The sequence below is a fragment of the Thioalkalivibrio sp. ALMg9 genome, assembly GCF_000380625.1.
GTDB lineage: Bacteria > Pseudomonadota > Gammaproteobacteria > Ectothiorhodospirales > Ectothiorhodospiraceae > Thioalkalivibrio > Thioalkalivibrio versutus.
Genome location: NZ_AQYC01000009.1, coordinates 650,211 through 672,049, shown reverse-complemented (window position 1 = coordinate 672,049; position 21,839 = coordinate 650,211). Strand labels below are relative to the sequence as shown.

Sequence of the window (21,839 nt, the reverse complement as noted above, 5' to 3'; positions counted from 1 at the left end):
GGAGGGCCAGGAAATGGAGAGGCTCGCGGACTTCTCCCTGTTCGAGCAGGAAAAGTCCGTCATGCAGCGCTCCGAGCAGATGCTCGAGGCGCTGGATGCGGTAGGCGATGGCGTGAAGGTGCTCGCCAAGGCCTATTCCGAGAGCTATCGGGCGCAGCGTCGCATGATGCGCATGAGCGACCGCATGCAGGCGGATCTGCAGGAGGCCAACCGCCAGTTGCGCGAGCAGGCGGAGCACCTGGCACAGCTCAACAATGCATTGTCCGACGAGGTGCGCGAGCGCGAGCGCCTGACGGCCGAGCTGGAGCGCCTGGCGCTGGAGGATGCCCTTACCGGCCTGTTCTCGCGTCGCCGGGTGATTGACTGCGTGGAGGGCATGGCGGATAGCGTCGGTGAGGAATCGCGTTCGCTCACCGTGATGATGCTGGATCTCGACGACTTCAAGGCGTTGAACGACACCCACGGCCATGCCGCCGGCGATTTCGCCCTCGAGAGCTTTGCCGACATCCTGCGGGGCGAGCTGGGGGCGGAACAGTACGCTGGGCGCATGGGTGGGGAAGAATTCCTGGTAGTGGCGGCGGATCTGGATTCCGAAGCGGCAGTCGCGCTGGCCGAGCGCATTCGCTCGTCGGTGGAGAATGCATCGCTGCACTGGAAGGACGAACCGCTCGCGCTGGCGGTTTCCATTGGTCTGGTTATCACCACGAACCCGTGGCCGGACGCGGGCGAGCTGGTGGCTCTGGCCGATGACCTGCTCTATCGGGCCAAGAACGAGGGACGCAACCGTGTCATCGTGCAAATGCACGGCGAACGCGGGTGATGGCGGGCGGCACCCGCCGGAATCGTAGCCTTGTCGCCAAGCTGGCCGTCGCCACGCTGCTGGCGGCGCTGGCGCTGAGCCTTCTCAGCAGCGCCTATGTCATTGCCTCAGACTGGCATGCCTTCCGGGCCGAGACCGGGGAACAGATCGACCGTCTGCAACGCCTGGTAGAACCACCCGCCGCCGAGGCGGCCTTCCAGTTGAGCGCCGCCCAGGCCGATTCCCTGGTCCAGGGCCTGCTGGTATTCGATAAGATCCGGCGGGTCGAGATCCTCGACGACTTTGGCAACACCCTTGCGGAGGATGCCCAGGAACGCACCCAGACCGGTGGCGAATGGGCGCACTGGCTCTTCGGTGATCTGCAAACCCATGAGCGTGAGCTGCGCCACCCTGGTACCCGCGGAAATATCCAGGGCGTGGGCGTCCTGCGCGTGGAACTGGACCCCGGCGTGCTGGGGCGAGCCTTCGTCAACCGGCTGCAGACCGGGGTCGTTACCAGTGTGACCCAGGCGGTGATCGTCTCTCTGGTGGTGGTTGTACTGTTCTATCTGCTGATGCTCCGTCCGATGTTGAAGATTTCGCGTGCGGTGGCGGAGACCGACCCGGAGCAGCCCGCGCACTGGCCGATGCCGCGCCTGGGCCATCACGAAAACGATGAGCTGGGGGCGCTGGGGCGTTCGCTGGATCGTTTGCTGCGGGCCTTTCAGGCGGGGCTGGACGCGCGCGACGGGGCCCGGGGCGAGTTGAAGGCGCTGAATGCAGATCTCGAGCGGCGCGTCGAGGAACGCACCCGGCAGTTGGAAGCCGAGAAATCCGAGACGGAACGGGCGCTGGCCAAGGTGGACGAGGCCAACCGTGAGCTCGAGCGCAGTAATCGCCTGGTGGTGGAGAGCATCCGCTATGCTCGCCGCATCCAGACCGCCATGCTGCCGGACAAGCATGCCCTCGATGGTCACATGGACGAGGTGCAGATCTACTGGGAGCCTCTGCACCTGGTGGGTGGCGACTACTTCTGGGTCGAGGCCATCGACGGACACAGCATCCTGGTGGTGGCGGACTGCACCGGCCACGGTGTACCGGGTGCATTCATTACCCTGGTGGTGGCCTCGGCGCTGGATCGCATCCTGCACGAACACCGCTTGCTGGAGCCCTCGGCCATCCTGCGCGAGATGGACCGACTGGTACGCTCGCGGTTGCGTCAGGATGGCTATGACTCCGACTCGGACGACGGGCTGGAGGCCGCGGTCTGCGTGTATCGTCCGGAGGACCGCAAGTTGGCCTTTGCCGGGGTCGGGCTGCCGTTGCTGATCGACCGCGACGGCGAGGTCGAGGAGATCCGGGGCGTACGCGGCGGCCTTGGCTACCGCAGTCTGGAACCGGCCCAGCCCGTGGACCACGAGGTCGACGTGGAGCCGGGCACCGAATTCTTCCTGATCACCGATGGCGTGCACGATCATGTCGGCGGAGAGCCGCCGCGATTGTTTGGTCGGCGGCGGTTGCGCCAGGTGCTGACGGACAAGAGTGGCCGCGATCTGTCGGCCAAGATCGATGCCGTGGTCCGGGTGCTGGAAGATTATCGCGACGGCGAGCCGCGGCGTGACGATATGACCCTGGTGGCCTTCCGGCCGTTGTCATCCCGGGCTGGAAACGAGGCACTGCCCCCACCTTCCGATTGAGCGGGGGCGGGTGCTCTGGTACTCTCTCAGGGGTTTTCCGCCTGCCCCGGATTGCGTGTGCGAACCGGGGCAGGGTGCTTGTCAGCTCCCAGCCAGGTTTCCCGCATGACGCGTTTTGTTTTCATTACCGGAGGCGTGGTCTCGTCTCTGGGCAAAGGTATTGCATCCGCCTCGCTGGGGGCGATCCTGGAGGCGCGTGGCCTCAAGGTGACGCTGCTCAAGCTGGATCCGTACATCAACGTGGATCCCGGCACCATGAGCCCGTTTCAGCATGGCGAGGTGTTCGTCACCGATGACGGCGCCGAAACGGACCTGGATCTCGGGCACTACGAGCGCTTCGTGCGCATTCGCACCTCGCGGCGCAACAATTTCACCGCCGGGCAGATCTACGAGAACGTGATCCGCAAGGAGCGTCGCGGGGATTATCTCGGCGGCACGGTGCAGGTCATCCCGCACATCACCGACGAGATCAAGCGCTCGATCCACGAGGGGGCCGGCGACGCCGACATCGCCCTGATCGAGATCGGCGGCACGGTCGGTGACATCGAATCCCTGCCGTTTCTCGAGGCGATCCGTCAGATGGGCGTGGAGCTGGGGCACGACAACGCCCTGTTCATGCATCTGACGCTGGTGCCCTATATCGAGGCGGCCGGCGAGATCAAGACCAAACCGACCCAGCACTCGGTCAAGGAACTGCGCTCCATCGGTATCCAGCCGGATATCCTGCTGTGCCGCTCCACCCAGGCGATCCCCGAGGGTGAACGGCGCAAGATCGCGCTGTTCACCAACGTCGAGGAGAAGGCGGTCATCTCTGCAGTGGACGTGGACAACATCTACAAGATCCCGCTGTGGCTGCATTCGCAGAAGCTCGACGAGATCGTGCTGCGCAAACTCCATATCGAGGTCCCGCAAGCCGACCTTTCGGACTGGAAGCACGTGGTCAATGCCATGGAGTTCCCGGAGTCCGAGGTGACGGTCGGCATGATCGGCAAGTACGTCGATCTGACCGAGTCGTACAAGTCGGTGAACGAAGCCCTGACCCACGCGGGCATCCAGGCGGGTACCCGGGTCCGGATTCGCTATCTCGATTCGGAAAAGCTGGAAGGGGCCGAGAACGAGGCCGTTCGCGAACTCGAGGGCCTGGATGCCATCCTCGTTCCGGGTGGCTTCGGTGAACGCGGCGTGGAGGGCAAGATTGCCGCGGTGCGCTACGCCCGCGAGAACGATGTGCCCTATCTTGGAATCTGCCTGGGTATGCAGGTGGCGGTCATCGAGTTTGCGCGGGATGTGGTGGGGCTGGAAGGTGCGCACAGTACCGAGTTCGCCCCCGACACGCCGCATCCCGTCATCGCGCTGATTACCGAGTGGCAGGACAAGGAAGGCCGCATCGAGCGGCGCGATGCCGACAGTGACCTTGGTGGCACCATGCGTCTCGGCGCCCAGAGCGCGCGCCTGACCCCGGGGTCACGCATTGCCGAGGCCTATGGTCGCGAAGTGGTGGGAGAACGCCATCGTCATCGCTTCGAATTCAACAACGCCTATCGTGAACGCCTGGAGGCCGCAGGTCTTCGACTCTCCGGGGTCTCGGAATCCGGCGAACTGGTAGAGGCCGTGGAGCTGGGCGACCATCCGTGGTTTGTGGGCTGCCAGTTCCACCCGGAATTTACCTCGACCCCAAGGGATGGCCACCCGCTGTTCACCGCGTTTGTGTGTGCCGCCCGGGATTACCAGGATGCCCGCGAACCGGAAACCACCACGGCGCTGACGGAATAGGCGCCAGTTCGCTTTTTTGTGGCCGGACCCGGAGGGTGGCGGCCACCAGACAGGACAGAGCATGCAGCTTTGCGGTTTTGAAGTCGGCCTTGATCGGCCCTTTTTTCTGATTGCCGGCCCCTGCGTCATCGAATCCGAGGCCATGGCCCTGGAGACGGCTGGCGCGCTGAAGACGATGGCGGACGATCTCGGCATTCCGTTCATCTACAAGTCCTCGTTCGACAAGGCCAACCGGTCGTCGACGAAGAGCTTCCGCGGGCTGGGCATGGAAGAGGGCCTGCGCATCCTGGACAAAGTGAAGTCGGAGATCGGCGTGCCGATCCTGACGGATGTTCACGAGGACACCGCGCTGGACGAAGTCGCCAGTGTTGTTGATGTGCTGCAGACCCCGGCCTTCCTCTGTCGGCAGACCAACTTCATCCAGAACGTTGCGCGTCAGGGCCGGCCGGTGAACATCAAGAAGGGCCAGTTCCTCGCACCCTGGGACATGGGCAATGTCGTGGACAAGGCCCGCGAGGTCGGTAACGATCAGATCATGGTTTGCGAGCGCGGGGTCTCGTTTGGCTACAACACGCTGATCTCCGATATGCGCGGCCTGGCCCAGATGCGTCAGACCGGCTGCCCCGTGGTCTTCGATGCGACGCACTCGGTGCAGCAACCGGGCGGGCAGGGCGCCTGCTCCGGTGGGCAGCGCGAATTCGTGCCGGTGCTGGCACGGGCGGCGGTGGCCGCTGGCGTATCCGGCCTGTTCATGGAGACCCATCCGGATCCCGAGAAGGCCCTTTCCGACGGTCCCAATGCCTGGCCGCTGCCGAAGATGGCCGAGCTGTTGCAGACGCTCAAGGCGCTGGACGCCGCCGCCAAGGCGCAGCCGTTTGCGGAAGCGGAGTACGGTCTCGGTTAACGACCGAAAGAATCGATAAAACGTCCCGGACGGGCCCGTCCGGGCGGGTATTTTCAAGGAGAGAGCATGTCCAAGATTGCGGAGATTCACGCCCGCGAGATCATCGATTCTCGGGGCAACCCGACGGTCGAGGCCGATGTTGTCCTGGATTCCGGCGCCATGGGGCGAGCGGCGGTGCCCTCCGGTGCCTCCACAGGGGCCCGCGAGGCCCTGGAATTGCGCGACGACGAAAAGCGTTACGGCGGCAAGGGCGTACTGAAGGCCGTCAGCCACGTGAACGGCGAGATCCGCGACGCCCTGCGAGGTATGGAGCTGGATCAGACCGCGGTCGATCGCCGCATGCTGGAACTGGACGGGACCGACAACAAGGCACGCCTGGGCGCCAATGCCCTGCTGGCCGTCTCCATGGCCACTTCACATGCCCTGGCCGCGGATCGCGAACAGCCACTGTTCGAGACCCTGGGCGGCGACGACGCCACGCTGCTGCCGGTACCGATGATGAACATCATCAATGGTGGTGCCCACGCCGATAACAGTGTGGACATGCAGGAGTTCATGATCCTGCCAGTGGGGGCGGATTCGGTGCGTGAGGCCGTGCGCTACGGCGCCGAGGTCTTCCACGCGCTGAAAAAGGTGCTGTCCAAGCGCGGGCTGGCGACGGCGGTGGGCGACGAGGGCGGTTTTGCGCCCGACCTGCCGTCCAACTCCGCCGCGATCGAGGTGATCCTGGAAGCGGTTCACAACGCCGGCTTCAAGGCGGGCGAGGACATCTGGATCGGCCTCGACTGCGCCAGCTCCGAATTCTACCGGGATGGGCGCTATCACCTCGATTCCGAAGGCAAGGCCTTCTCTGCCGACGAGTTCTCCGAGTATCTCGCCCACTGGGTGGACCAGTACCCGATCCTGACCATCGAGGACGGGATGGCCGAAGATGACTGGGACGGCTGGAAGACGCTGACCGAGCGCCTGGGCAATCGCGTGCAGCTGGTGGGTGACGACCTGTTCGTGACCAATACCCAGATCCTGCAGGAAGGCATCGACAAGGGCGTTGCGAATTCCATCCTGATCAAGCTCAACCAGATCGGCACGGTCACCGAGACGCTGGAAGCCATCGAGATGGCGCGCAAGGCCAATTACACTGCAGTGATCTCGCATCGCTCGGGCGAGACCGAAGACGTGACCATCGCGGACCTGGCCGTGGCCACGCGCGCCGGCCAGATCAAGACCGGTTCGCTGTCGCGTTCCGATCGGGTCGCCAAGTACAACCAGCTGATCCGTATCGAGGAACACCTGGGTTCGCGGGCGACCTATCCGGGCATGTCGGCGTTCACCTTCGGGCGCTGATCGAGACCCGGGACGGCCTTGGTCACCACGCAGTCCTCAGCCTGCGGCGCGGTTCCTGTCCCCGGTCGTCAGGGGCTCGTAGAATGCCGGGCATGCCGGCCACTTGCGAAAGCCCTCGTCTCCACGTTGTCGCGTCTGTCGCGCTGCGCGGGCGAGGGCTTTCTCTGTTCAACCATACGGAGTGCGGGTGATGCGCGGCCTGTTGATCGGTCTGGCCCTCGTGCTGCTGGCCCTGCAATGGCCCCTGTGGCTGGGCGAGGGGAGTTGGCGCGATGTTCGCGATCTGCGCGAGCAGGTTGCGCAACAGCAAGCCGCAAATGCCGAGCTGGAACAACGCAATCAGGCTCTGGAGGCCGAGGTGCGCGATTTGCGCGGCGGTACCGCGGCGGTCGAGGAGCGCGCGCGTCGCGATCTGGGGATGATCCGCGAGGACGAGATCTTCTTCTTCGTGGTGGGCGAGGACGAGCCAGCGAGACTGAAGGTCGAGCCGCTACCGGGCCCGGCTGGAGAGACCGATCCGGGCCCGGACGCGCAAGTCCCGGAGGATGCGGAGCCCGCCACCGACACCCTGCCACCCGAGGACCCCTTTGATGGCTGACGCGGAACACGTGCCGACTCGGGAGCCAGCGTTCTGGGCGTTGATCCCGGCGGCTGGCATCGGTCGACGCATGGGATCCAACCGTCCGAAGCAGTACCTGACACTCGGATCGCACACGATCCTGTCCCACACCCTGTCGATCTTTCTCGAACACCCGCGGATTCGCGGGGTGGTTCTGGTACTCGGTCCGGACGTCGACCCGGATGCCCTGGACCTGCCGCTGGCCGGCGGGCGGCTGTTCCGTGCGGCCGGAGGGGCGGAGCGCGCGGATTCGGTCCAGAACGGGCTCGACTTCCTTGCAGAACGGGCGCACGAGGACGACTGGGTACTGGTGCATGACGCGGCACGACCCTGTCTGCCGCTAGCGGATGTGGACCGGCTGCTGCACGAGTTGCGTGACGATCCGGTGGGTGGGCTGCTCGCCAGTCCCAGCACCGATACCATCAAGTGGAGCGATGGTGCCGGGAAGGTCGAACGGACGCTGGATCGCGAACGGGTCTGGCGGGCCCTGACCCCGCAGATGTTCCGGCTGGGCATGCTCCGCACGGCCAACGCGCAGGCGCGTGCCGAGGGGCATCCGGTGACGGACGAGGCCAGCGCCATCGAGTTCCTGGGCCAGGCACCCCGGCTGATCGAGGGCTCCCCGATGAACATCAAGATCACCCGCAGCGAAGACCTTGAGCTTGCTCGCCTGTATCTGATGCAGCAGGGACGCCTGGAAGGCGGGTTTCGCGCATGAGCGGCTTGCGGATTGGCCAGGGCTTCGACGTACACGCCTTCGGCGAAGGCGACCACTTGGTACTCGGTGGCGTGCGCATCCCGTTCGAGCGTGGATTCGTGGCCCATTCGGATGGGGACGTGCTGATCCACGCGGTGTGTGACGCCCTGCTGGGCGCCGCGGCGCTGGGGGATATTGGCCTGCACTTTCCGGATACCGATCCGGCGTTTCGAGGGGCGGACAGCCGCGTCCTGCTAAGGGAGACGCTCGAACGAGTGGCCGGGGCCGGCTGGCGCCCGGTTAACATCGACACCACGGTGATCGCGCAGGCGCCCAAGCTTGCACCGCATGTCCGCGCGATGCGCGAAAACCTGGCAGCCGATACCGCACTGAATATCGCCGATGTCAGCGTGAAGGCGACCACCACCGAGCACCTCGGCTTCACCGGGCGCAAGGAAGGGGTGGCGGCCCAGGCTATTGTGTTGCTCGAACCGGCCTCGGGGGTGATGCGGGTATGACTTCGGCGAAGCGGGTAGAACCCGGCATCCTGCGTCTGCATCATGCAAGCCTGGTGATTGCGGACACGCGGGTGGCGGCGGCCTTTTACGGGGAGCAGCTCGGCCTGGTGCCACTGGAACGCCCGGATCTCGACTTTCCCGGTCTGTGGTATGACCTGGGGAGCGGACAGGCTCTGCATCTGTTGCAGGTGCCGAACCCCGATTCGACCGAGCGCGGCGTGCGCTGTGGTCAGGACCGTCATCTGGCGTTGCGCGTCCGTGGCCTGGAGGCGCTGGCAGCGCGTCTGGAAGGGGCAGGGATTGCCGTGGAGCGCAGTCGTTCCGGGCGCCCGGCCGCATTCGTGCGCGATCCCGACGGCAACGCCATCGAGCTGATCGAGGAAGGCGGCTGAGGCCGGACTGGGGGGCCGGCCACGAACCAGCGCCCCTGCACCCGTTGCGGGGCCATCCTTCTCCACGGAACGGATCGTGGGATCACCGGATCCACCCCCAAGCCTAGCTGGGTGGCCCGCGACGCCATCCATAGCGACCTTGGCTCCCAAAGCCCCTTCACCGCAGCCGTAGCGAACCGAAGAGCCGTGGTCATCTGCGTGGGTGCGAGAGAGCGGGTCGGGGTTCGTTCCACGCAGTGAGATCCCGGATAACCGCTGCGCGGTTTCCGGGCTGACGAAAGCGTTAGGTGGCGGGGGGGATGCAAGGATCACCGGTCGGGTGATCTTCCCTGGCGTCATCCCGGCCGTAGCGGAGCGAAGAGCCGGGATCTCCGGCGCGGGTGCCAGGCAGCAGGTCGGGGTTTGGTCCACGCGGGGAGATCCCGGATCACCGCTGGGCGGTTTCCGGGATGACGGTGAGGGGACTCGCGCGAGGAACTTGCGGGATGATGGGCTGGCTCGAGCTCAGTCCATGCTGGCCGGTTCGGCGGCGAGCTGGCCGGACTGGTAGTCGCTGATGGCCTGTTCGATCTCGTCGGAGGTGTTCATCACGAACGGGCCGTAGTGGGCGATCGGTTCGCCCAGGGGCCGCCCCTTGAACAGCAGTACCCGGGCATCCTGCTGCGCGATCAGGTGGACCTGGGTGTGGCCGTGCCAGACGCCCAGTTGGCCCATGCCGAGGCCGGTCAGCTCGCCGTCGAACACGTAGGCCAGCACGCGATCTTCCAGTTGCACCGCAAGCGACAGGCGGTAGCCGGCCGGTAGCGTGAGATCGGCCATGGCGGCGCCTTCGCCGATCTGCGGCAGCGCGCCTTCGGTGTCCCCGGCGCTGGTCTGCCAGGAGCCGGCAATGGCCTTGAAGCGCAGCGAATCGTCGTCTTCCGGCAGGTGGCGCATCGCGTCGGCGCGCACGTCGCGGTAACGCGGCGGGTCCATCTTGCGCGCGGCGGGCAGATTTACCCAAAGCTGGAAGCCGTGCAGGCCGTCGGCATCCAGCAGCGGCATCTCGGAGTGGATCACACCGCGGCCGGCGCTCATCCACTGGGCCTCGCCGGCCTCGACGCGGCCCTGATTGCCCATGGAGTCCTCGTGAGTCAGGCCGCCGTGGACCAGGTAGGTCAGCGTCTCGAAACCGCGGTGCGGGTGCGAGGGGAAGCCGCCGATGTAGTCCTCGCGCGCGCTGGCCTTCAGTTCGTCCAGCATCAGGAAGGGATCCAGCCCGCCACTAAAATCATGGATGCGCCGAATCTTCACCCCGGCCCCGTCCTGGGTGGGATGAGAGGTCTTCACGCTGTCCGGCGGTGTCGGGTTCATGGCGTTCTCCTTCGCAACAGATCTGCACCATACCGACCATGAAACGAAAAGAAAATTGCATCGTTTCCCGTCATGGGGCGTTCTGTCAGGTGGCCGAAAGCTCCCAGGAATCGGCGAACATCTCCAGGCTTTCGATGAAATCGGGATCGTGTTCCTGACGATTGATGGTGAGGTGCAGGGTGACGGCCCGCGGCTCCGGCGGGTGACCGGTGGTCAGCGTCCAGGCGAGGCCATTCGGGCATTCCGGCAGGGAAAAGCGCACGCCACCGTTGATGACTTCCCGATGGACGCGAAACTCGCCCCACAGGCAGTACACGACGCCGGCATCGGGGCCCTCGTCGGCGATCAGCGTATCGATCGCGCCGCTGGCGTCGGGTAATGCGGACACGGTGAGGCTTCGCTGCAGGTTTTCGGCATCCAGGTCGGAATGCAGGGTGCGGAAGAATTCCATGGGGACTACTCGTTGCGGGGCAGGAAGACGGGCAGCCCGTCCACCTCACCCACGCTCAGGCGTTGGTTGTACAGGCGCTCCAGTGCGCTGGGCACCAGCATGGTGGCCGTGGGGCCCCAGCACGCCTGTCCGTCAGGGAATAGCAGTAGCAAGTGATCGCAGTAGCGCGCCGCGAGGTTGACGTCGTGCAGGACCAACACCGCGCCTCGGTTTTCCTGACCGACGATGGCCTGCACGCAGTTGAGCACGGCCACCTGATGATGCAGGTCCAGCTGGCTGGTGGGCTCGTCCAGCAGGAGCAGGCTGGGGTCCTGCGTCAGCACGGTCGCGATCGCCAGGCGCTGGCGTTCCCCGCCGGACAAGGTGTCCACCATGCGGTCCTCGAGGTCGGCGAGATCCATCGCCGCGAGTGCCGCCCGGGCGCGGGCGTAGTCCTCGCAAGACTCGATATCCCAGGGCCGCAGATACGGGTGGCGCCCGATCAGGGCCGTCTCCAGCACCGTGGCGGGAAAGCCGTCGTGGTGGGTCTGGAAGACCAGGCCCAGGCGACGGGCCAGTTCTGCGCGGGCGAGGTTCGCAATGGATTGTCCCTTGACCTTGATGGTTCCGGCACGCGCGGCCCGCAGGCCGGCGAGGGTCTGCAGGAGGGTGCTCTTGCCGGCCCCATTCGGGCCCAGGATGCCCCAGCACTGGCCCGGGTCGACCGTCAGGTCCAGCGGCGAACCGGGCGGCCGCTCGGGCACGTCGATGACAAGGTCATGCGTCGCGAGCAGGGTCTTGGGCCCCGGTTCCTGGTGAACGCTGCGCGCGCCCAGGCCCGGCGTGTCGTGTGGCTGGGTCGCCGCGGGGACTGGGAGATGTGTACGCGGCATCAGCGGCTCCGGTAGAGCAGGAACAGGAACACCGGGACACCCAGCATCGCGGTGATGACGCCCACCGGCAATTGCTCCGGGGCGATGATCGTGCGGGCCAGGGTGTCGGCCAGGGTGAGAAGGATGCCCCCGCCCAGGGCCGAGGCCGGCAGGATCACGCGCTGGTCGTTGCCAAAGATCAGACGCAGCATGTGCGGCACGATCAGCCCGACAAAGCCGACCGCGCCGACCTGGGTGACCGCGGTCGCGGTGATCAGGGCCGCCACGACATAGATCGTCCATTCCACCGGGCGTACGGCCACTCCGAGGGCCGCGGCCTGCATTGGCCCGCGCGCCAGGACGTTCAGGGTGCGGCCAAATGGCAGGGCGAGCAGGGCGACGACCACGAGTACGCCCCAGGCGGGGTAGGGGTTGCGGGCATGGGAGACGTCGCCCATCAGCCAGTACAGCATGCCCGGGAGCTCCGCAGTGGGGCTGACCGCGAGGATGAAACTGATCATCGCGCCCCAGCCGGCGGCCACCACGACACCGGTCAGCAGCAGGCGGGTCGGGGTCCAGCTGCCCGTGCCGTGGGCCAGGCCGAACACCAGAATGGTGGACAGCAGGGCGCCCACGAAGGCCGCGGCCGAGACCGAGAACATGGACAGTCCCGCCAGCATCGCCAGCAAGGCGCCCACCGAGGCACCGCCGGAGAGCCCCAGCACGTAGGGATCGGCCAGTGGATTGCGTAGCAGGACCTGCATCAGCGCTCCGGCCAGGCCTAGCAACCCGCCGGCGGCGAACGCGGCCAGCGCGCGCGGCAGGCGCAGATCCAGTACCAGGGTGCTGTGCAGTTGCGAGGCCTCGCCGAAGAAGACACTCAGCAGGTCAGGGAACGGAATCTGCACGCTGCCGTAGGCCAGTGCCACCAGAACGGAGAGCACAGACGCGGGCAACAGCACGCCCAGGGCCAGGAGGAACGAACGGGTCAAGCGGTAGCCCTCCGCTCCAGGCGGGCGAAGCGGTAGGTTGCCGGAACGGCGGGAGCGCTGCCTTCAGCGCACGTACAACGCTCCTTCATTGGTGTCCCGCGATATCCTTTCCGAGAGACTGCGAGGCGGACCGTCATGGTCATGGGGCGGGACGGCGTGCGCGGGCGCGTTCGAGCTCTTCGCACATCAGGGCCGTGCCTTCCGCGATGCGTCCGGTATGGCGTTGCAGGAGCGAAGGGGGAATGAAGAACAGATTGTCGCGCTGGACCGCGGTCATGTCCTCCCATTGGCCCCAGGCGACCACCCAGTCGGGGCGGTCCTCGCCCATGCCGCCGCCGATGATGACCTCGGGGTCGGCATCCAGTACGGCTTCGCGGCCAATGCGTGGCACCAGGCGGTCGAGATCGCCGAACACGTTCACGCCGCCACAGACGGCGATGGCCTCGGCGATCAGGTGGTCGTCATTGACCGTCATCAACGGTTGCTCCCACACCTGATAGAACACGCGAATCGGGTCCCGGTCGCCGTACGTGGCGCGGAGCGCGTCCATTCGGCCCAGGAAGTCCTCTGCCGCGGCCTCGCCCTGGTCATGCGTGCCGGCGAGCGTGGCCATGCGCCGCATGCTCGAGGCCACACCCTCGAAGCTGCGTGGTTCCGATACGTACACCGGCAGTCCCAGTTCGCGCAGGCGTTCGACCTGGGAGGCGGAGTTGCCGCTCTTCCACGCGATCACCAGATCGGGGTCCCTTTCCAGTACCCGTTCCAGGTCAATCCGGCTGTAACCGCCAATCCGCGGGATGGCCTCCGCCTCGGGCGGATAATCGCTGTACTGCGTTGCGCCCACGATGCGGTCCCCCGCACCCACGGCAAACAGCACCTCGGTGATGTGCGGCGCCAGGCTGACGATGCGCTCGGCAGGCTGCTCCAGATGGACCTCGCGGTCATCGTCGTCGGTGACCGTGATTGAGTCCGCCATTGCGATCAGCGGGGTTGAGAGCACGCCCAGGAGGCAAGCGAGCAGTGGAGTTCGGGAAGTCCAAAATTGCATTTTTTACAGTCGCATTGGATTGGTTGTTCAAGCGCCTTCGAGCCGGCTGGGGAGCCGCCACCAGGCGCTGGACTAGCGGGGCATCATAGCAGCAAGCCTGGGGCGCCTCGGAGCGTCAATTGGTCGGCAGTGGGCTTGCCGCGTATGATTGGCGGCTTGCTACCAGGTGCCCGGGCGACTGATCGCGCGGGTTAAACGGGAAGTCGGTGCAGGCGCGAGATCCTCCGCAGCCCCATTCCGACGCTGCCCCCGCAACGGTAAGCGAGTGGGTTCGAGGGGTGCTTCCGCAGGCCGCTCGGACCTCGACAAGTCGAAAGCCACTGGGCCGAACGCGGCCCGGGAAGGCGACTTGCCGCCCCGGGTTGCCGGGGCCTCGCGAGCCCGGAGACCGGCCTGGACGATGTTTCTGCGACCGCGCGGTGGGCGAGGGTCGGTAGGTGCGGGCCCCTGTGGCCACACCCCGATCCCTCTGCATCCGCGTCGTGTCCCCCTGACGGTAAGCCGATGCAGTCCGAGTTGCCCGCCAATGAGAACCCTTCCTGCCCGGGCGCTGATGCCGGGGGTTCGGGATTTGCCCAAGATGAGCTTGCGGCCGTCTATCGCGTGATCGCGGAACGCCGGGATATGCGCCATTTTCGGCCGGACCCGGTCGATCCAGCGGTGTTGCGGCGGCTGCTGGAGGCGGCGCATCGCGCGCCGAGCGTGGGCTATATGCAGCCCTGGCGCTTCCTGCGCATTACCGACCCGGCGGTGCGCGAGGTGCTCCACGCCCACGCGGCGGATGAACAGGCGCGCACCGCCGAGGCCTGTGGCGAGCGCGCGGCCGACGTGCATCGCTTGAAGCTGGAGGGCATCCGCGAGGCGGGCGAGTTGCTGGTCGTGGCCCTGACCGATGGCCGCGAGCGCTACGTGCTGGGCCGGCGGACGCTCCCCGAGATGGACCTCTGTTCGGCCGCGTGTGCGATCCAGAACCTGTGGCTGGCCGCCCGCGCCGAGGGTCTGGGCATGGGCTGGGTCTCCCTGTTCGATCCGGACTGGCTGGCCAATCGGCTGGACATGCCCGAAGGCGGGTACCCGATCGCGGTGCTGTGCCTGGGGCATGTGGAGCGCTTCTATGACCGGCCGATGCTGGAGACGGCGGGCTGGGACAGCCGGCGCCCACTGGAAGACTTGGTGTTCCAGGATCGCTGGGGTGCGCCGTGCGAACTCGCCTTGCCCACGGTTGTGCGGGAATCCGCCGCGCGTCCGGATGGGCCATCCGGGGGTGGCGACACATGAGTACCTTTCTGATCTTGATCGGCGCCCTGATCCTGGACCGACTGTTTGGTGACCCACGGCGGTTTCATCCGCTCGCCGGATTCGGCCAGCTCGCGGCCTGGGCCGAATCCCGCTGGCATGCGCCCAGTCGTGTACGCGGAGCGCTCCTTCTCGCGGCGCTGGTCCTGCCCTGGGTGGCGCTGGCCGCACTGGGCGCCTCGCTGGCCTGGGGCTGGGTTCTGACGCTGGCGATCCTCACGCTGGCGATTGGCTGGCGCAGTCTGGACGAGCATGCGGAGGTGGTGGCCGAGGCCCTGGAAAAGGATGACCTGTCTGGGGCGCGCACCGGTGTCGGCATGCTGGTCAGTCGCGACACGGCGGCCCTGGACGCGCGCGGGGTGAGTGGCGCGACCATCGAGTCGGTGCTGGAGAACGGCAACGACGCGCTGTTCGCCACGATCTTCTGGTTCCTGGTGGCTGGCGCACCGGGCGTGGTGGCTTATCGCCTGGTGAACACGCTGGACGCGATGTGGGGCTATCGCAATGACCGGTTTCGCTCGTTTGGCTGGGCCGCCGCGCGCCTGGACGATGCGATGAACCTGATCCCGGCCCGTCTCACGGCGCTGGGCTATGCCCTGGCCGGTCGTGGCCGGGACGCGCTGCAGTGCTGGCGCGAGCAGGCCGCCGGCTGGAAGAGCCCGAATGCGGGGCCGGTGATGGCCGCGGGGGCGGGTGCGCTGGGCGTGGTCCTGGGGGGGGCGGCGCCCTATGGCGGGCAGCGCGAGTGGCGACCCCGTCTGGGGATGGGCCGCATGCCCGACGCGGCAGGCATTCGCCAGGCGGTTGCGCTGCTGGATCGTGCGCTGGCCATCTGGATGGCCTTCATTGTGGCCGGAGTGATTGTCGTTGTCCTGTTCTGAGGCCCAATCGATGCAGAAGCCGGAGCCGCAGGTACTGATCCAGGTGCACGGGGGCGGTATCCGTCAGGCGGCTGCGCGCTACGGGATCCCCGAGGCCGACTGGCTGGATCTCTCCACGGGCATCAACCCGCATGGCTACCCCGCGGGCGAGCTGCCGCCAGGGGCCTGGGCGCGCCTGCCGGAACCGGACGACGGCCTGGAGGCCGTAGCCGCCGCCTATTACGGGACCGGGGCGCTGTTGCCGGTGCCCGGTTCCCAGGCCGCGATCCAGCTGCTGCCCGCGCTACGGGAAGGCCCTTCGCGCGTGGGCATCCTCGAGCCCAGTTACAACGAGCACGCCCGGGCCTGGCACGGGGCCGGGCACGACGTCGTCCCGCTGGATGGGGATTCGATCGAGGCTGCATTGCCCGGCCTGGACGTGCTGGTGCTGGTCAACCCGAACAATCCGACCGGGCAACGGTTCGACCGCGCGGACCTGCTGGCGTGGCATGCGGCCCTGGCCGCGCGCGGCGGCTGGCTGATCGTGGACGAGGCGTTCATGGACGTGACACCGCAGGCGAGCCTGGCCAAGGAGGCGCCGCGCGAAGGGCTGGTGGTGCTGCGCTCGCTGGGCAAGTTCTTTGGCCTGGCCGGGGCGCGCGTGGGGGTTGTCATCGCGGAGGACACGCTGCGCACGCGGCTGGCCGCCCGGATGGGGCCGTGGGGTCTTGCCGGACCGTCCCGCTGGATCGCCACCCAGGCGCTGTCGGACCGGGCCTGGCAGGCCGAGACGCGCGGCATGCTCCAGGCACGTGGCCAGCGCCTGGCGGACTTGTTGCGCGACCAGGGGCTGGAACCCGCCGGTGGCACCGCGCTGTTTCAGTGGTGCCGCGTGGACGATCCCGCAGGCTGGCAGGATCACCTGGGCGCGCAGGGCATCCTCGTGCGGCGGTTTGATGAGCCGGGCAGCCTTCGTTTTGGCCTGCCGGGGCAGGAACACGAATGGAAGCGCCTGGAACAAGCGCTGGGGGCGTCCTGATGGGTACGACACTGATGGTGCAGGGCACGACCTCGGATGCCGGCAAGAGCGTGCTGGTGGCGGGGCTGGCGCGCATGCTGCACCGGCGCGGGCTGTCGGTGGTGCCGTTCAAGCCGCAGAACATGGCGCTGAACAGCGCGGTCACTATGGATGGTGGCGAGATCGGACGCGCCCAGGCCCTGCAGGCGGCGGCCTGTGGCCTGGAGCCGCACACGGACATGAACCCCGTGCTGCTCAAGCCCAGCTCGGACCAGGGGGCGCAGGTCATCATCCATGGTCGGCCGGCGGCGGAGCTGGATGCCCGTGCCTATCACGACTACAAGCCGGTAGCGCGCGAGGCCGTGCTGGCATCGCATCGGCGCCTGACGGCGCAGTACGCCCATGTGCTGGTGGAGGGCGCCGGATCGCCGGCGGAAATCAACCTGCGCGCGGGCGACATCGCCAACATGGGCTTTGCCGAAGCCGTGGACTGCCCGGTGATCCTGGTCGCGGATATCGACCGGGGCGGGGTGTTCGCGCATCTGGTGGGCACGCTGGCGCTTCTGAGCGAGACAGAGCGCGCCCGGGTGCGGGGCTTCGTGATCAACCGCTTTCGCGGCGATATCGGCCTGCTGCAACCCGGGCTGGACTGGCTGGAACAGGAGACCGGCAAGCCGGTGCTCGGCGTGATCCCGTACCTGCACGGGCTTTACCTGGATGCCGAGGACGCTCTGCCGCGCGAGGCGATGCCTTCGACGCCCGCGGACGCGCTGAAGGTGGTCGTGCCGGCACTGCCGCGCATCTCCAACCATACGGATTTCGACCCGCTGCGCCTGCACCCGGCAGTGGACCTGCGGTTTGTGGGGCCGGGCGAATCCCTGCAGCCCGCGGATCTGGTCATCCTACCGGGCTCGAAGTCCGTGCGCGCCGATCTCGCCTGGCTGCGCGAGCAGGGCTGGGAAGAAGCGTTGCAGCGGCATGTGCGCTATGGCGGCAAGGTGCTGGGGATTTGTGGTGGATTCCAGATGCTGGGCCACGCCGTGCACGATCCCGATGGCGTCGAGGGCCAGTCGGGCTCCACGCCGGGGCTGGGATGGCTGGATATCGAGACCCGGCTCGCACCCGAGAAGCACCTGGAGCGGGTTCGCGGCGACCGCGTGCTGGATCGGGAGGCCCGCGTGGAGGGCTACGAGATCCATGCGGGCGTGACGACCGGTCCGGGCCTGGAGCGGCCGGTGCTGCAGCTGGAACACGGCGCGGATGGCGCGCGCAGCGAGGATGACGCGGTGGCCGGAACTTATGTCCACGGCGTGTTCGATACATCGGACGCCTCCGAGGCCTTGCTGCACTGGGCGGGTATGCGGAGCGGGATGGCGACCGGGGAAGACCTGGCCACCGCGCGGGAGCGCGGCCTGGAACGCCTCGCCGATTCCCTGGAAGAACATATGGATATGAAATACATACTGACCCTTCTGCAAGCCGAACCGAAGGAGCCAGTCGCATGAAGACCCTGGTACTGGGTGGCGTGCGCTCGGGCAAGAGCCGGCTGGCAGAACAACTGGCGGCGGCCAGCGGCCTGCCCGTGACCTACGTGGCGACGGCGCGCGCGGACGATGCCGAAATGGCACGCCGGATCGAACGCCACCGCGCCGACCGGCCCGGAGACTGGGGCCTCGTCGAGGCGGGCACGGGCCTGGCCCGGTCGCTGGAGCAGGCCGCGGGACCCGAGCAGTGCCTGCTGGTGGACTGCCTGACCCTGTGGCTGACCCAGCTCCTGTGCACCGATGACGAGGGCCGGATCGAGCGTGAGCGCGAGGCCCTGATCGAAACGGTTCCGCGCCTGCCGGGCACGTTGGTGTTCGTCTCCAACGAAACCGGCATGGGGATCACGCCCATGGACGTACTGTCCCGTCGCTTCGCCGACGAGGCCGGCTGGCTCCACCAGCGCCTGGCCCCCGCGATGGACCGCGTCGTCCTCACCGTCGCCGGCCTTCCGCACGTCCTGAAGGGGGACCCGCTGTGACAGGCTGGCATACAAGCATTCCGCCCTCCAGGCACATAGACAAGCATGCCGGCAGGCCGGCACCACCGCAGCCTCCCGACCCCAGCCGTCACCCCTGCCACCCAACCCTCGTCATCCCGGAAACTGCGAAGCAGTTATCCGGGATCTCCATCGTTGGCAGGTGGCACGGACGTCGGGGGGTATCCCTGGCGTGGGGAGATCCCGGCTCTCCGCTTCGCTGCGGCCGGGATGACGGGAAGTAGCCGGCCGGGATGGCGACGAGTCATGGGGCGGGATGAAGGAAAGTGGCAAAGCACGCACGAGAGACCAATGAGGACCAACAAGTGACCGAAGACTGTGACTGGCTGCAGGTGCCGCCGGCAACCCTGGACGCCGCCGCCCGGCAGGCCGCAGCCGAACGGCAGGCCCAGCTGACGAAGCCGCCCGGGTCGCTCGGGCAACTGGAGGCGATCGCCGAACGCCTGGCCGGCATGCAGGGCCAGGAAAAGCCCAGCCTGGAGAACGTCCACATCGCGGTGTTCGCCGGCGATCACGGCGTGGTGGCCGAGGGCATCTCCCGCTTTCCGCAGGCCGTGACCGCCCAAATGGTCGCGAACTTCGCCACGGGCGGGGCGGCAATCTCCGTGCTCGCGCGGCACCTGGGCGCCTCCATCGAGGTGATCAACCTGGGCACGGTCGTGGCGCCCCCGGTGGTCAGCGGTGTGCAGCAACTGAACCTCGGGCCCGGCACCGCGAACCTGGCCCGCGAGCCGGCCATGACGCCGGCGCAGCTGGAACGCGCCCTGAACGCCGGGCGCCAGTGCGCGGAACGCGCCCGGCGCAGCGGGGCCCAGATGGTCGTCGGCGGCGAGATGGGGATCGGCAACACGACCGCCGCTGCTGCGCTGGCCTGTTCACTGCTGGATCTGCCGCCCGCCGATCTGGCCGGCCCCGGCACGGGCCTGGACGCGAACGGGGTGCGGCACAAGGCCGAGGTCATCGAACAGGCGCTCCAGACCCATGCGGCCGTGCGGGGCGACGCACTCGGCAGCCTGCGCTGCCTGGGTGGCTTCGAGATTGCCGGGCTCGCCGGGGCGTATATCGCCGCGGGGCAGATCGGCCTTCCGGTGCTGGTGGACGGCTTCATCAGCACCTCGGCGGCGCTGGTGGCCGAGCGCCTGTGTCCGGGCACGGCGGACTGGTTCTTCTATGCACACACCTCGGCGGAGCCGGGTCACCAGCGCCTGTTGGCGACGCTGGAGGCCGAGCCGCTGCTCGATCTCGGCATGCGCCTGGGCGAGGGGAGCGGGGCGGCCACGGCGGTGCCCCTGTTGCGCCTGGCCTGCGAGCTGCACTCCGGCATGGCCACCTTCGCCGAGGCCGGCGTCAGCGGAGAGGAGGCGTGAGCGTCGGCTCGGCCCGAATCGGCCTGCTGCGCCACGGCGAGACCACCGGCCAGGGGTTCTGCGGCCGGGGCAGCGATGTCCCGCTGACCGAGGCCGGCTGGGGCGCAATGCGCGACGCTTTGGCGCGAGATACCGCCTGGGATCGCATCGTCTGCTCGCCGCTGACGCGTTGCCGCGCCCCAGCACAGGTGTTTGCCGAGGAGGCGGGGGTACCGCTCGCCGTCGACGACCGCCTGGCCGAACTCGACTTCGGCGACTGGGAAGGCCGCACGGCGGCGGCGCTGATGGAGACGGACGCCGATGCACTAGGCCGTTTCTGGCAGGATCCGCTGAATCATCAGCCGCCCAACGGCGAGTCGCTCCAGGCTTTTCGCGAGCGCGTTGTCGCCGGCTGGAACGACCTGGCGCCCAACGAAGGCGACCGGGTGCTCGTGATCGCCCACGGCGGCGTCATCCGCCTGATCCGTGCCCTGCACGAGGGCTGGCCGCTGGAGAAGCTGCTCGGAATCGACGTCCCGCTCGCCTCCCTGCATATTGTCGAGCCATGGCAGCCCTATCGATGAATCTCCTGCCCTTGGTGGGCCAAGGCCCTGTGGGCGCCCTTGTGAGGGCTCTTGTGGGAGCGTGCTTGCACGCGAAGCCCCTGCCAAAGTCTGGCGCGGGCAGGGGCTTCGCGGCCAAGGCCGCTCCCACAGGAATGCCGAGAACCAGCGGTGTGCGTCCTACATATTGTAGGAGCGCCCTTGGCCGCGAATACCTCCCACCAAAGTGCGACCGGGCACCCGCATGAGCGCCGCGCTAACACCCCTCTGGCTGGCCCTCCAGTTCCTCACCCGCCTGCCCACCCCCGCGCTAGACCCGCAGCCGGCCGACCTGGGCCGTTCGGTGCTGGCTTATCCACTGGTCGGTCTGATCCTGGGCCTGCTCGTGGTACTGGTCGGTATCGCGCTGGCGGCCATACCCGGCACGCCGCCGCTCTTGGTCGCGGCACTGGTGCTCGCGTTATGGGTCGGCCTGACCGGCGCGCTGCACCTGGACGGGCTGGCGGACACGGTGGATGCCAGGGTTGGCAGCCATCAGGACCCGGAACGGGCCCAGGCCATCATGAAGGATCCGACCAGTGGCCCGATGGCCGTGGCAGCGCTGATCCTGGTCCTGCTGATCAAGTTCGCAGCCCTGGTAACCGTGGTGGAGACGGGTGCCTGGATCGCGTTGCTGGTCGCCATCGTGCTGGGGCGCGCGGCACTCACCGGGCTGTTTGTGCTGGTGCCCTACGTGCGGGAGCAGGGCCTGGGGGCCGAGATGGCCGCACACTTGCCACGCAGTCCCGCCCAGATGGTGCTGATAGCCACCGGTGTGCTGATCCTGCTACTGGCGCTGGTCACCGGCGTTTGGGGCCTGATCCTGGGCCTGGCCGTTGCGCTGGCGTCGGTATTCGCCATCGCCGCCTTCCTGCGTCGCTGGCTCGGCGGCTTCACCGGCGACACCGCCGGCGCCGCCCTGGAACTGGTGGAGGTGGTGGCGATTACCGTCATGGCGTTAGTGCTCGCCCTGCATTAGGGAGCTGCCGCTCAATGAGGCGGGGTGTTCCCCATCGCCTTGTCCAGCAGCGCCAGACCTTCTTGCTCCCGACCCTGACCACGCTGGGCGCGCACCTGGAAACGGTGCTCGGCATCGTGCTCCGCAATCATCAGCGTGGCCATTTCGTCGACAAGGCGGTTCACGCTGGTCCCGCGTTCGCGGGCCAACGCCTTCAGCCGTTCGTACTTGTCGTCCGGCAAACCGGTCGTCAATCGAGCCAATTCAGGGTCTCCGCGTT

23 protein-coding genes and 1 riboswitch are annotated in these 21,839 nt (G+C 67.4%); of the genes, 17 read left to right on the top strand and 6 right to left on the bottom strand.

Annotated features, from left to right (window positions below; translation table 11 throughout):
• The first annotated feature begins 13 nt into the window (after nucleotides 1–13).
• The 9 genes from F792_RS0112260 to F792_RS0112220 all read left to right on the top strand — a co-directional run bounded on the left by F792_RS0112260 (nucleotide 14) and on the right by F792_RS0112220 (nucleotide 8,743).
• Nucleotides 14–820, top strand: coding sequence for a GGDEF domain-containing protein (locus F792_RS0112260; RefSeq protein ID WP_018169854.1), 807 nt, complete (start codon nucleotides 14–16; stop codon nucleotides 818–820).
• Entirely contained in the window at nucleotides 820–2,496 is a 1,677-nt protein-coding gene (locus F792_RS0112255) for a PP2C family protein-serine/threonine phosphatase (protein ID WP_018169853.1), read from the top strand. Before F792_RS0112260 ends, F792_RS0112255 begins: the two co-directional genes overlap by 1 nt.
• A gap of 105 nt (nucleotides 2,497–2,601) precedes the next feature.
• Entirely contained in the window at nucleotides 2,602–4,269 is a 1,668-nt protein-coding gene (locus F792_RS0112250; protein WP_018169852.1) for a CTP synthase, read from the top strand.
• Nucleotides 4,270–4,330: 61 nt separating this feature from the next.
• Nucleotides 4,331–5,173, top strand: a complete 843-nt coding sequence (gene kdsA, locus F792_RS0112245; RefSeq protein WP_018169851.1) for a 3-deoxy-8-phosphooctulonate synthase — start codon at nucleotides 4,331–4,333, stop codon at nucleotides 5,171–5,173.
• Nucleotides 5,174–5,239: 66 nt separating this feature from the next.
• Nucleotides 5,240–6,517: a phosphopyruvate hydratase gene (gene eno / locus F792_RS0112240; RefSeq protein ID WP_018145599.1), complete on the top strand. Its 1,278-nt coding sequence runs from the start codon at nucleotides 5,240–5,242 to the stop codon at nucleotides 6,515–6,517.
• Nucleotides 6,518–6,707: 190 nt separating this feature from the next.
• A complete protein-coding gene (ftsB, locus tag F792_RS0112235) occupies nucleotides 6,708–7,115 on the top strand; it encodes a cell division protein FtsB (RefSeq protein ID WP_018169850.1) in 408 nt (135 codons plus the stop codon).
• On the top strand, nucleotides 7,108–7,854 hold the full coding sequence (gene ispD, locus F792_RS0112230; protein WP_019571334.1) for a 2-C-methyl-D-erythritol 4-phosphate cytidylyltransferase: 747 nt from the start codon (nucleotides 7,108–7,110) through the stop codon (nucleotides 7,852–7,854). Before ftsB ends, ispD begins: the two co-directional genes overlap by 8 nt.
• Nucleotides 7,851–8,351: a 2-C-methyl-D-erythritol 2,4-cyclodiphosphate synthase gene (ispF, locus tag F792_RS0112225; RefSeq protein ID WP_018169848.1), complete on the top strand. Its 501-nt coding sequence runs from the start codon at nucleotides 7,851–7,853 to the stop codon at nucleotides 8,349–8,351. The genes ispD and ispF overlap by 4 nt, the downstream gene beginning before the upstream one ends.
• Complete coding sequence (locus F792_RS0112220; protein ID WP_018169847.1) at nucleotides 8,348–8,743, top strand: VOC family protein; 396 nt, start codon at nucleotides 8,348–8,350, stop codon at nucleotides 8,741–8,743. Before ispF ends, F792_RS0112220 begins: the two co-directional genes overlap by 4 nt.
• A gap of 504 nt (nucleotides 8,744–9,247) precedes the next feature.
• On the opposite strand, the gene F792_RS0112215 is transcribed toward F792_RS0112220, so the two are convergent.
• From F792_RS0112215 to F792_RS0112195, 5 genes are all read right to left on the bottom strand, one after another.
• On the bottom strand, nucleotides 9,248–10,096 hold the full coding sequence (locus F792_RS0112215; RefSeq protein ID WP_018169846.1) for a pirin family protein: 849 nt from the start codon (nucleotides 10,094–10,096) through the stop codon (nucleotides 9,248–9,250).
• A gap of 85 nt (nucleotides 10,097–10,181) precedes the next feature.
• Nucleotides 10,182–10,547 (bottom strand): hypothetical protein, encoded by a 366-nt coding sequence (locus tag F792_RS0112210; protein WP_018169845.1) that lies wholly within the window; start codon nucleotides 10,545–10,547, stop codon nucleotides 10,182–10,184.
• A 5-nt stretch (nucleotides 10,548–10,552) separates the two neighbouring features.
• On the bottom strand, nucleotides 10,553–11,419 hold the full coding sequence (locus F792_RS0112205) for an ABC transporter ATP-binding protein (RefSeq protein WP_018169844.1): 867 nt from the start codon (nucleotides 11,417–11,419) through the stop codon (nucleotides 10,553–10,555).
• The gene (locus tag F792_RS0112200; protein WP_018169843.1) at nucleotides 11,419–12,390 is read right to left on the bottom strand and encodes an iron ABC transporter permease; all 972 of its coding nucleotides are present in this window, start codon (nucleotides 12,388–12,390) and stop codon (nucleotides 11,419–11,421) included. The genes F792_RS0112205 and F792_RS0112200 overlap by 1 nt, the downstream gene beginning before the upstream one ends.
• A 139-nt stretch (nucleotides 12,391–12,529) precedes the next feature.
• Nucleotides 12,530–13,366 (bottom strand): cobalamin-binding protein, encoded by an 837-nt coding sequence (locus tag F792_RS0112195; protein ID WP_018169842.1) that lies wholly within the window; start codon nucleotides 13,364–13,366, stop codon nucleotides 12,530–12,532.
• A 219-nt stretch (nucleotides 13,367–13,585) separates the two neighbouring features.
• A riboswitch (cobalamin riboswitch) is annotated at nucleotides 13,586–13,850 on the top strand.
• 92 nt (nucleotides 13,851–13,942) lie between these two features.
• On the opposite strand from F792_RS0112195, the gene bluB reads away from it, so the two are divergent.
• From bluB to cobS, 8 genes are all read left to right on the top strand, one after another.
• Nucleotides 13,943–14,716, top strand: a complete 774-nt coding sequence (bluB, locus tag F792_RS0112190) for a 5,6-dimethylbenzimidazole synthase (RefSeq protein WP_018169841.1) — start codon at nucleotides 13,943–13,945, stop codon at nucleotides 14,714–14,716.
• Entirely contained in the window at nucleotides 14,713–15,615 is a 903-nt protein-coding gene (gene cbiB / locus F792_RS0112185) for an adenosylcobinamide-phosphate synthase CbiB (RefSeq protein ID WP_018169840.1), read from the top strand. The genes bluB and cbiB overlap by 4 nt, the downstream gene beginning before the upstream one ends.
• Nucleotides 15,616–15,625: 10 nt before the next feature.
• A complete protein-coding gene (cobD, locus tag F792_RS0112180; RefSeq protein ID WP_018169839.1) occupies nucleotides 15,626–16,633 on the top strand; it encodes a threonine-phosphate decarboxylase CobD in 1,008 nt (335 codons plus the stop codon).
• Nucleotides 16,633–18,117, top strand: a complete 1,485-nt coding sequence (locus tag F792_RS0112175; RefSeq protein ID WP_018169838.1) for a cobyric acid synthase — start codon at nucleotides 16,633–16,635, stop codon at nucleotides 18,115–18,117. Before cobD ends, F792_RS0112175 begins: the two co-directional genes overlap by 1 nt.
• Complete coding sequence (gene cobU, locus F792_RS0112170; RefSeq protein ID WP_018169837.1) at nucleotides 18,114–18,635, top strand: bifunctional adenosylcobinamide kinase/adenosylcobinamide-phosphate guanylyltransferase; 522 nt, start codon at nucleotides 18,114–18,116, stop codon at nucleotides 18,633–18,635. Before F792_RS0112175 ends, cobU begins: the two co-directional genes overlap by 4 nt.
• Nucleotides 18,636–18,958: 323 nt before the next feature.
• A complete protein-coding gene (gene cobT / locus F792_RS0112165; protein ID WP_018169836.1) occupies nucleotides 18,959–20,020 on the top strand; it encodes a nicotinate-nucleotide--dimethylbenzimidazole phosphoribosyltransferase in 1,062 nt (353 codons plus the stop codon).
• Complete coding sequence (locus F792_RS0112160) at nucleotides 20,017–20,583, top strand: histidine phosphatase family protein (RefSeq protein WP_018169835.1); 567 nt, start codon at nucleotides 20,017–20,019, stop codon at nucleotides 20,581–20,583. The genes cobT and F792_RS0112160 overlap by 4 nt, the downstream gene beginning before the upstream one ends.
• Nucleotides 20,584–20,806: 223 nt before the next feature.
• Nucleotides 20,807–21,580, top strand: a complete 774-nt coding sequence (gene cobS, locus F792_RS0112155; protein WP_018169834.1) for an adenosylcobinamide-GDP ribazoletransferase — start codon at nucleotides 20,807–20,809, stop codon at nucleotides 21,578–21,580.
• A gap of 11 nt (nucleotides 21,581–21,591) precedes the next feature.
• On the opposite strand, the gene F792_RS0112150 is transcribed toward cobS, so the two are convergent.
• Nucleotides 21,592–21,801, bottom strand: coding sequence for a hypothetical protein (locus F792_RS0112150; protein WP_018169833.1), 210 nt, complete (start codon nucleotides 21,799–21,801; stop codon nucleotides 21,592–21,594).
• Nucleotides 21,802–21,839 lie beyond the last annotated feature (38 nt).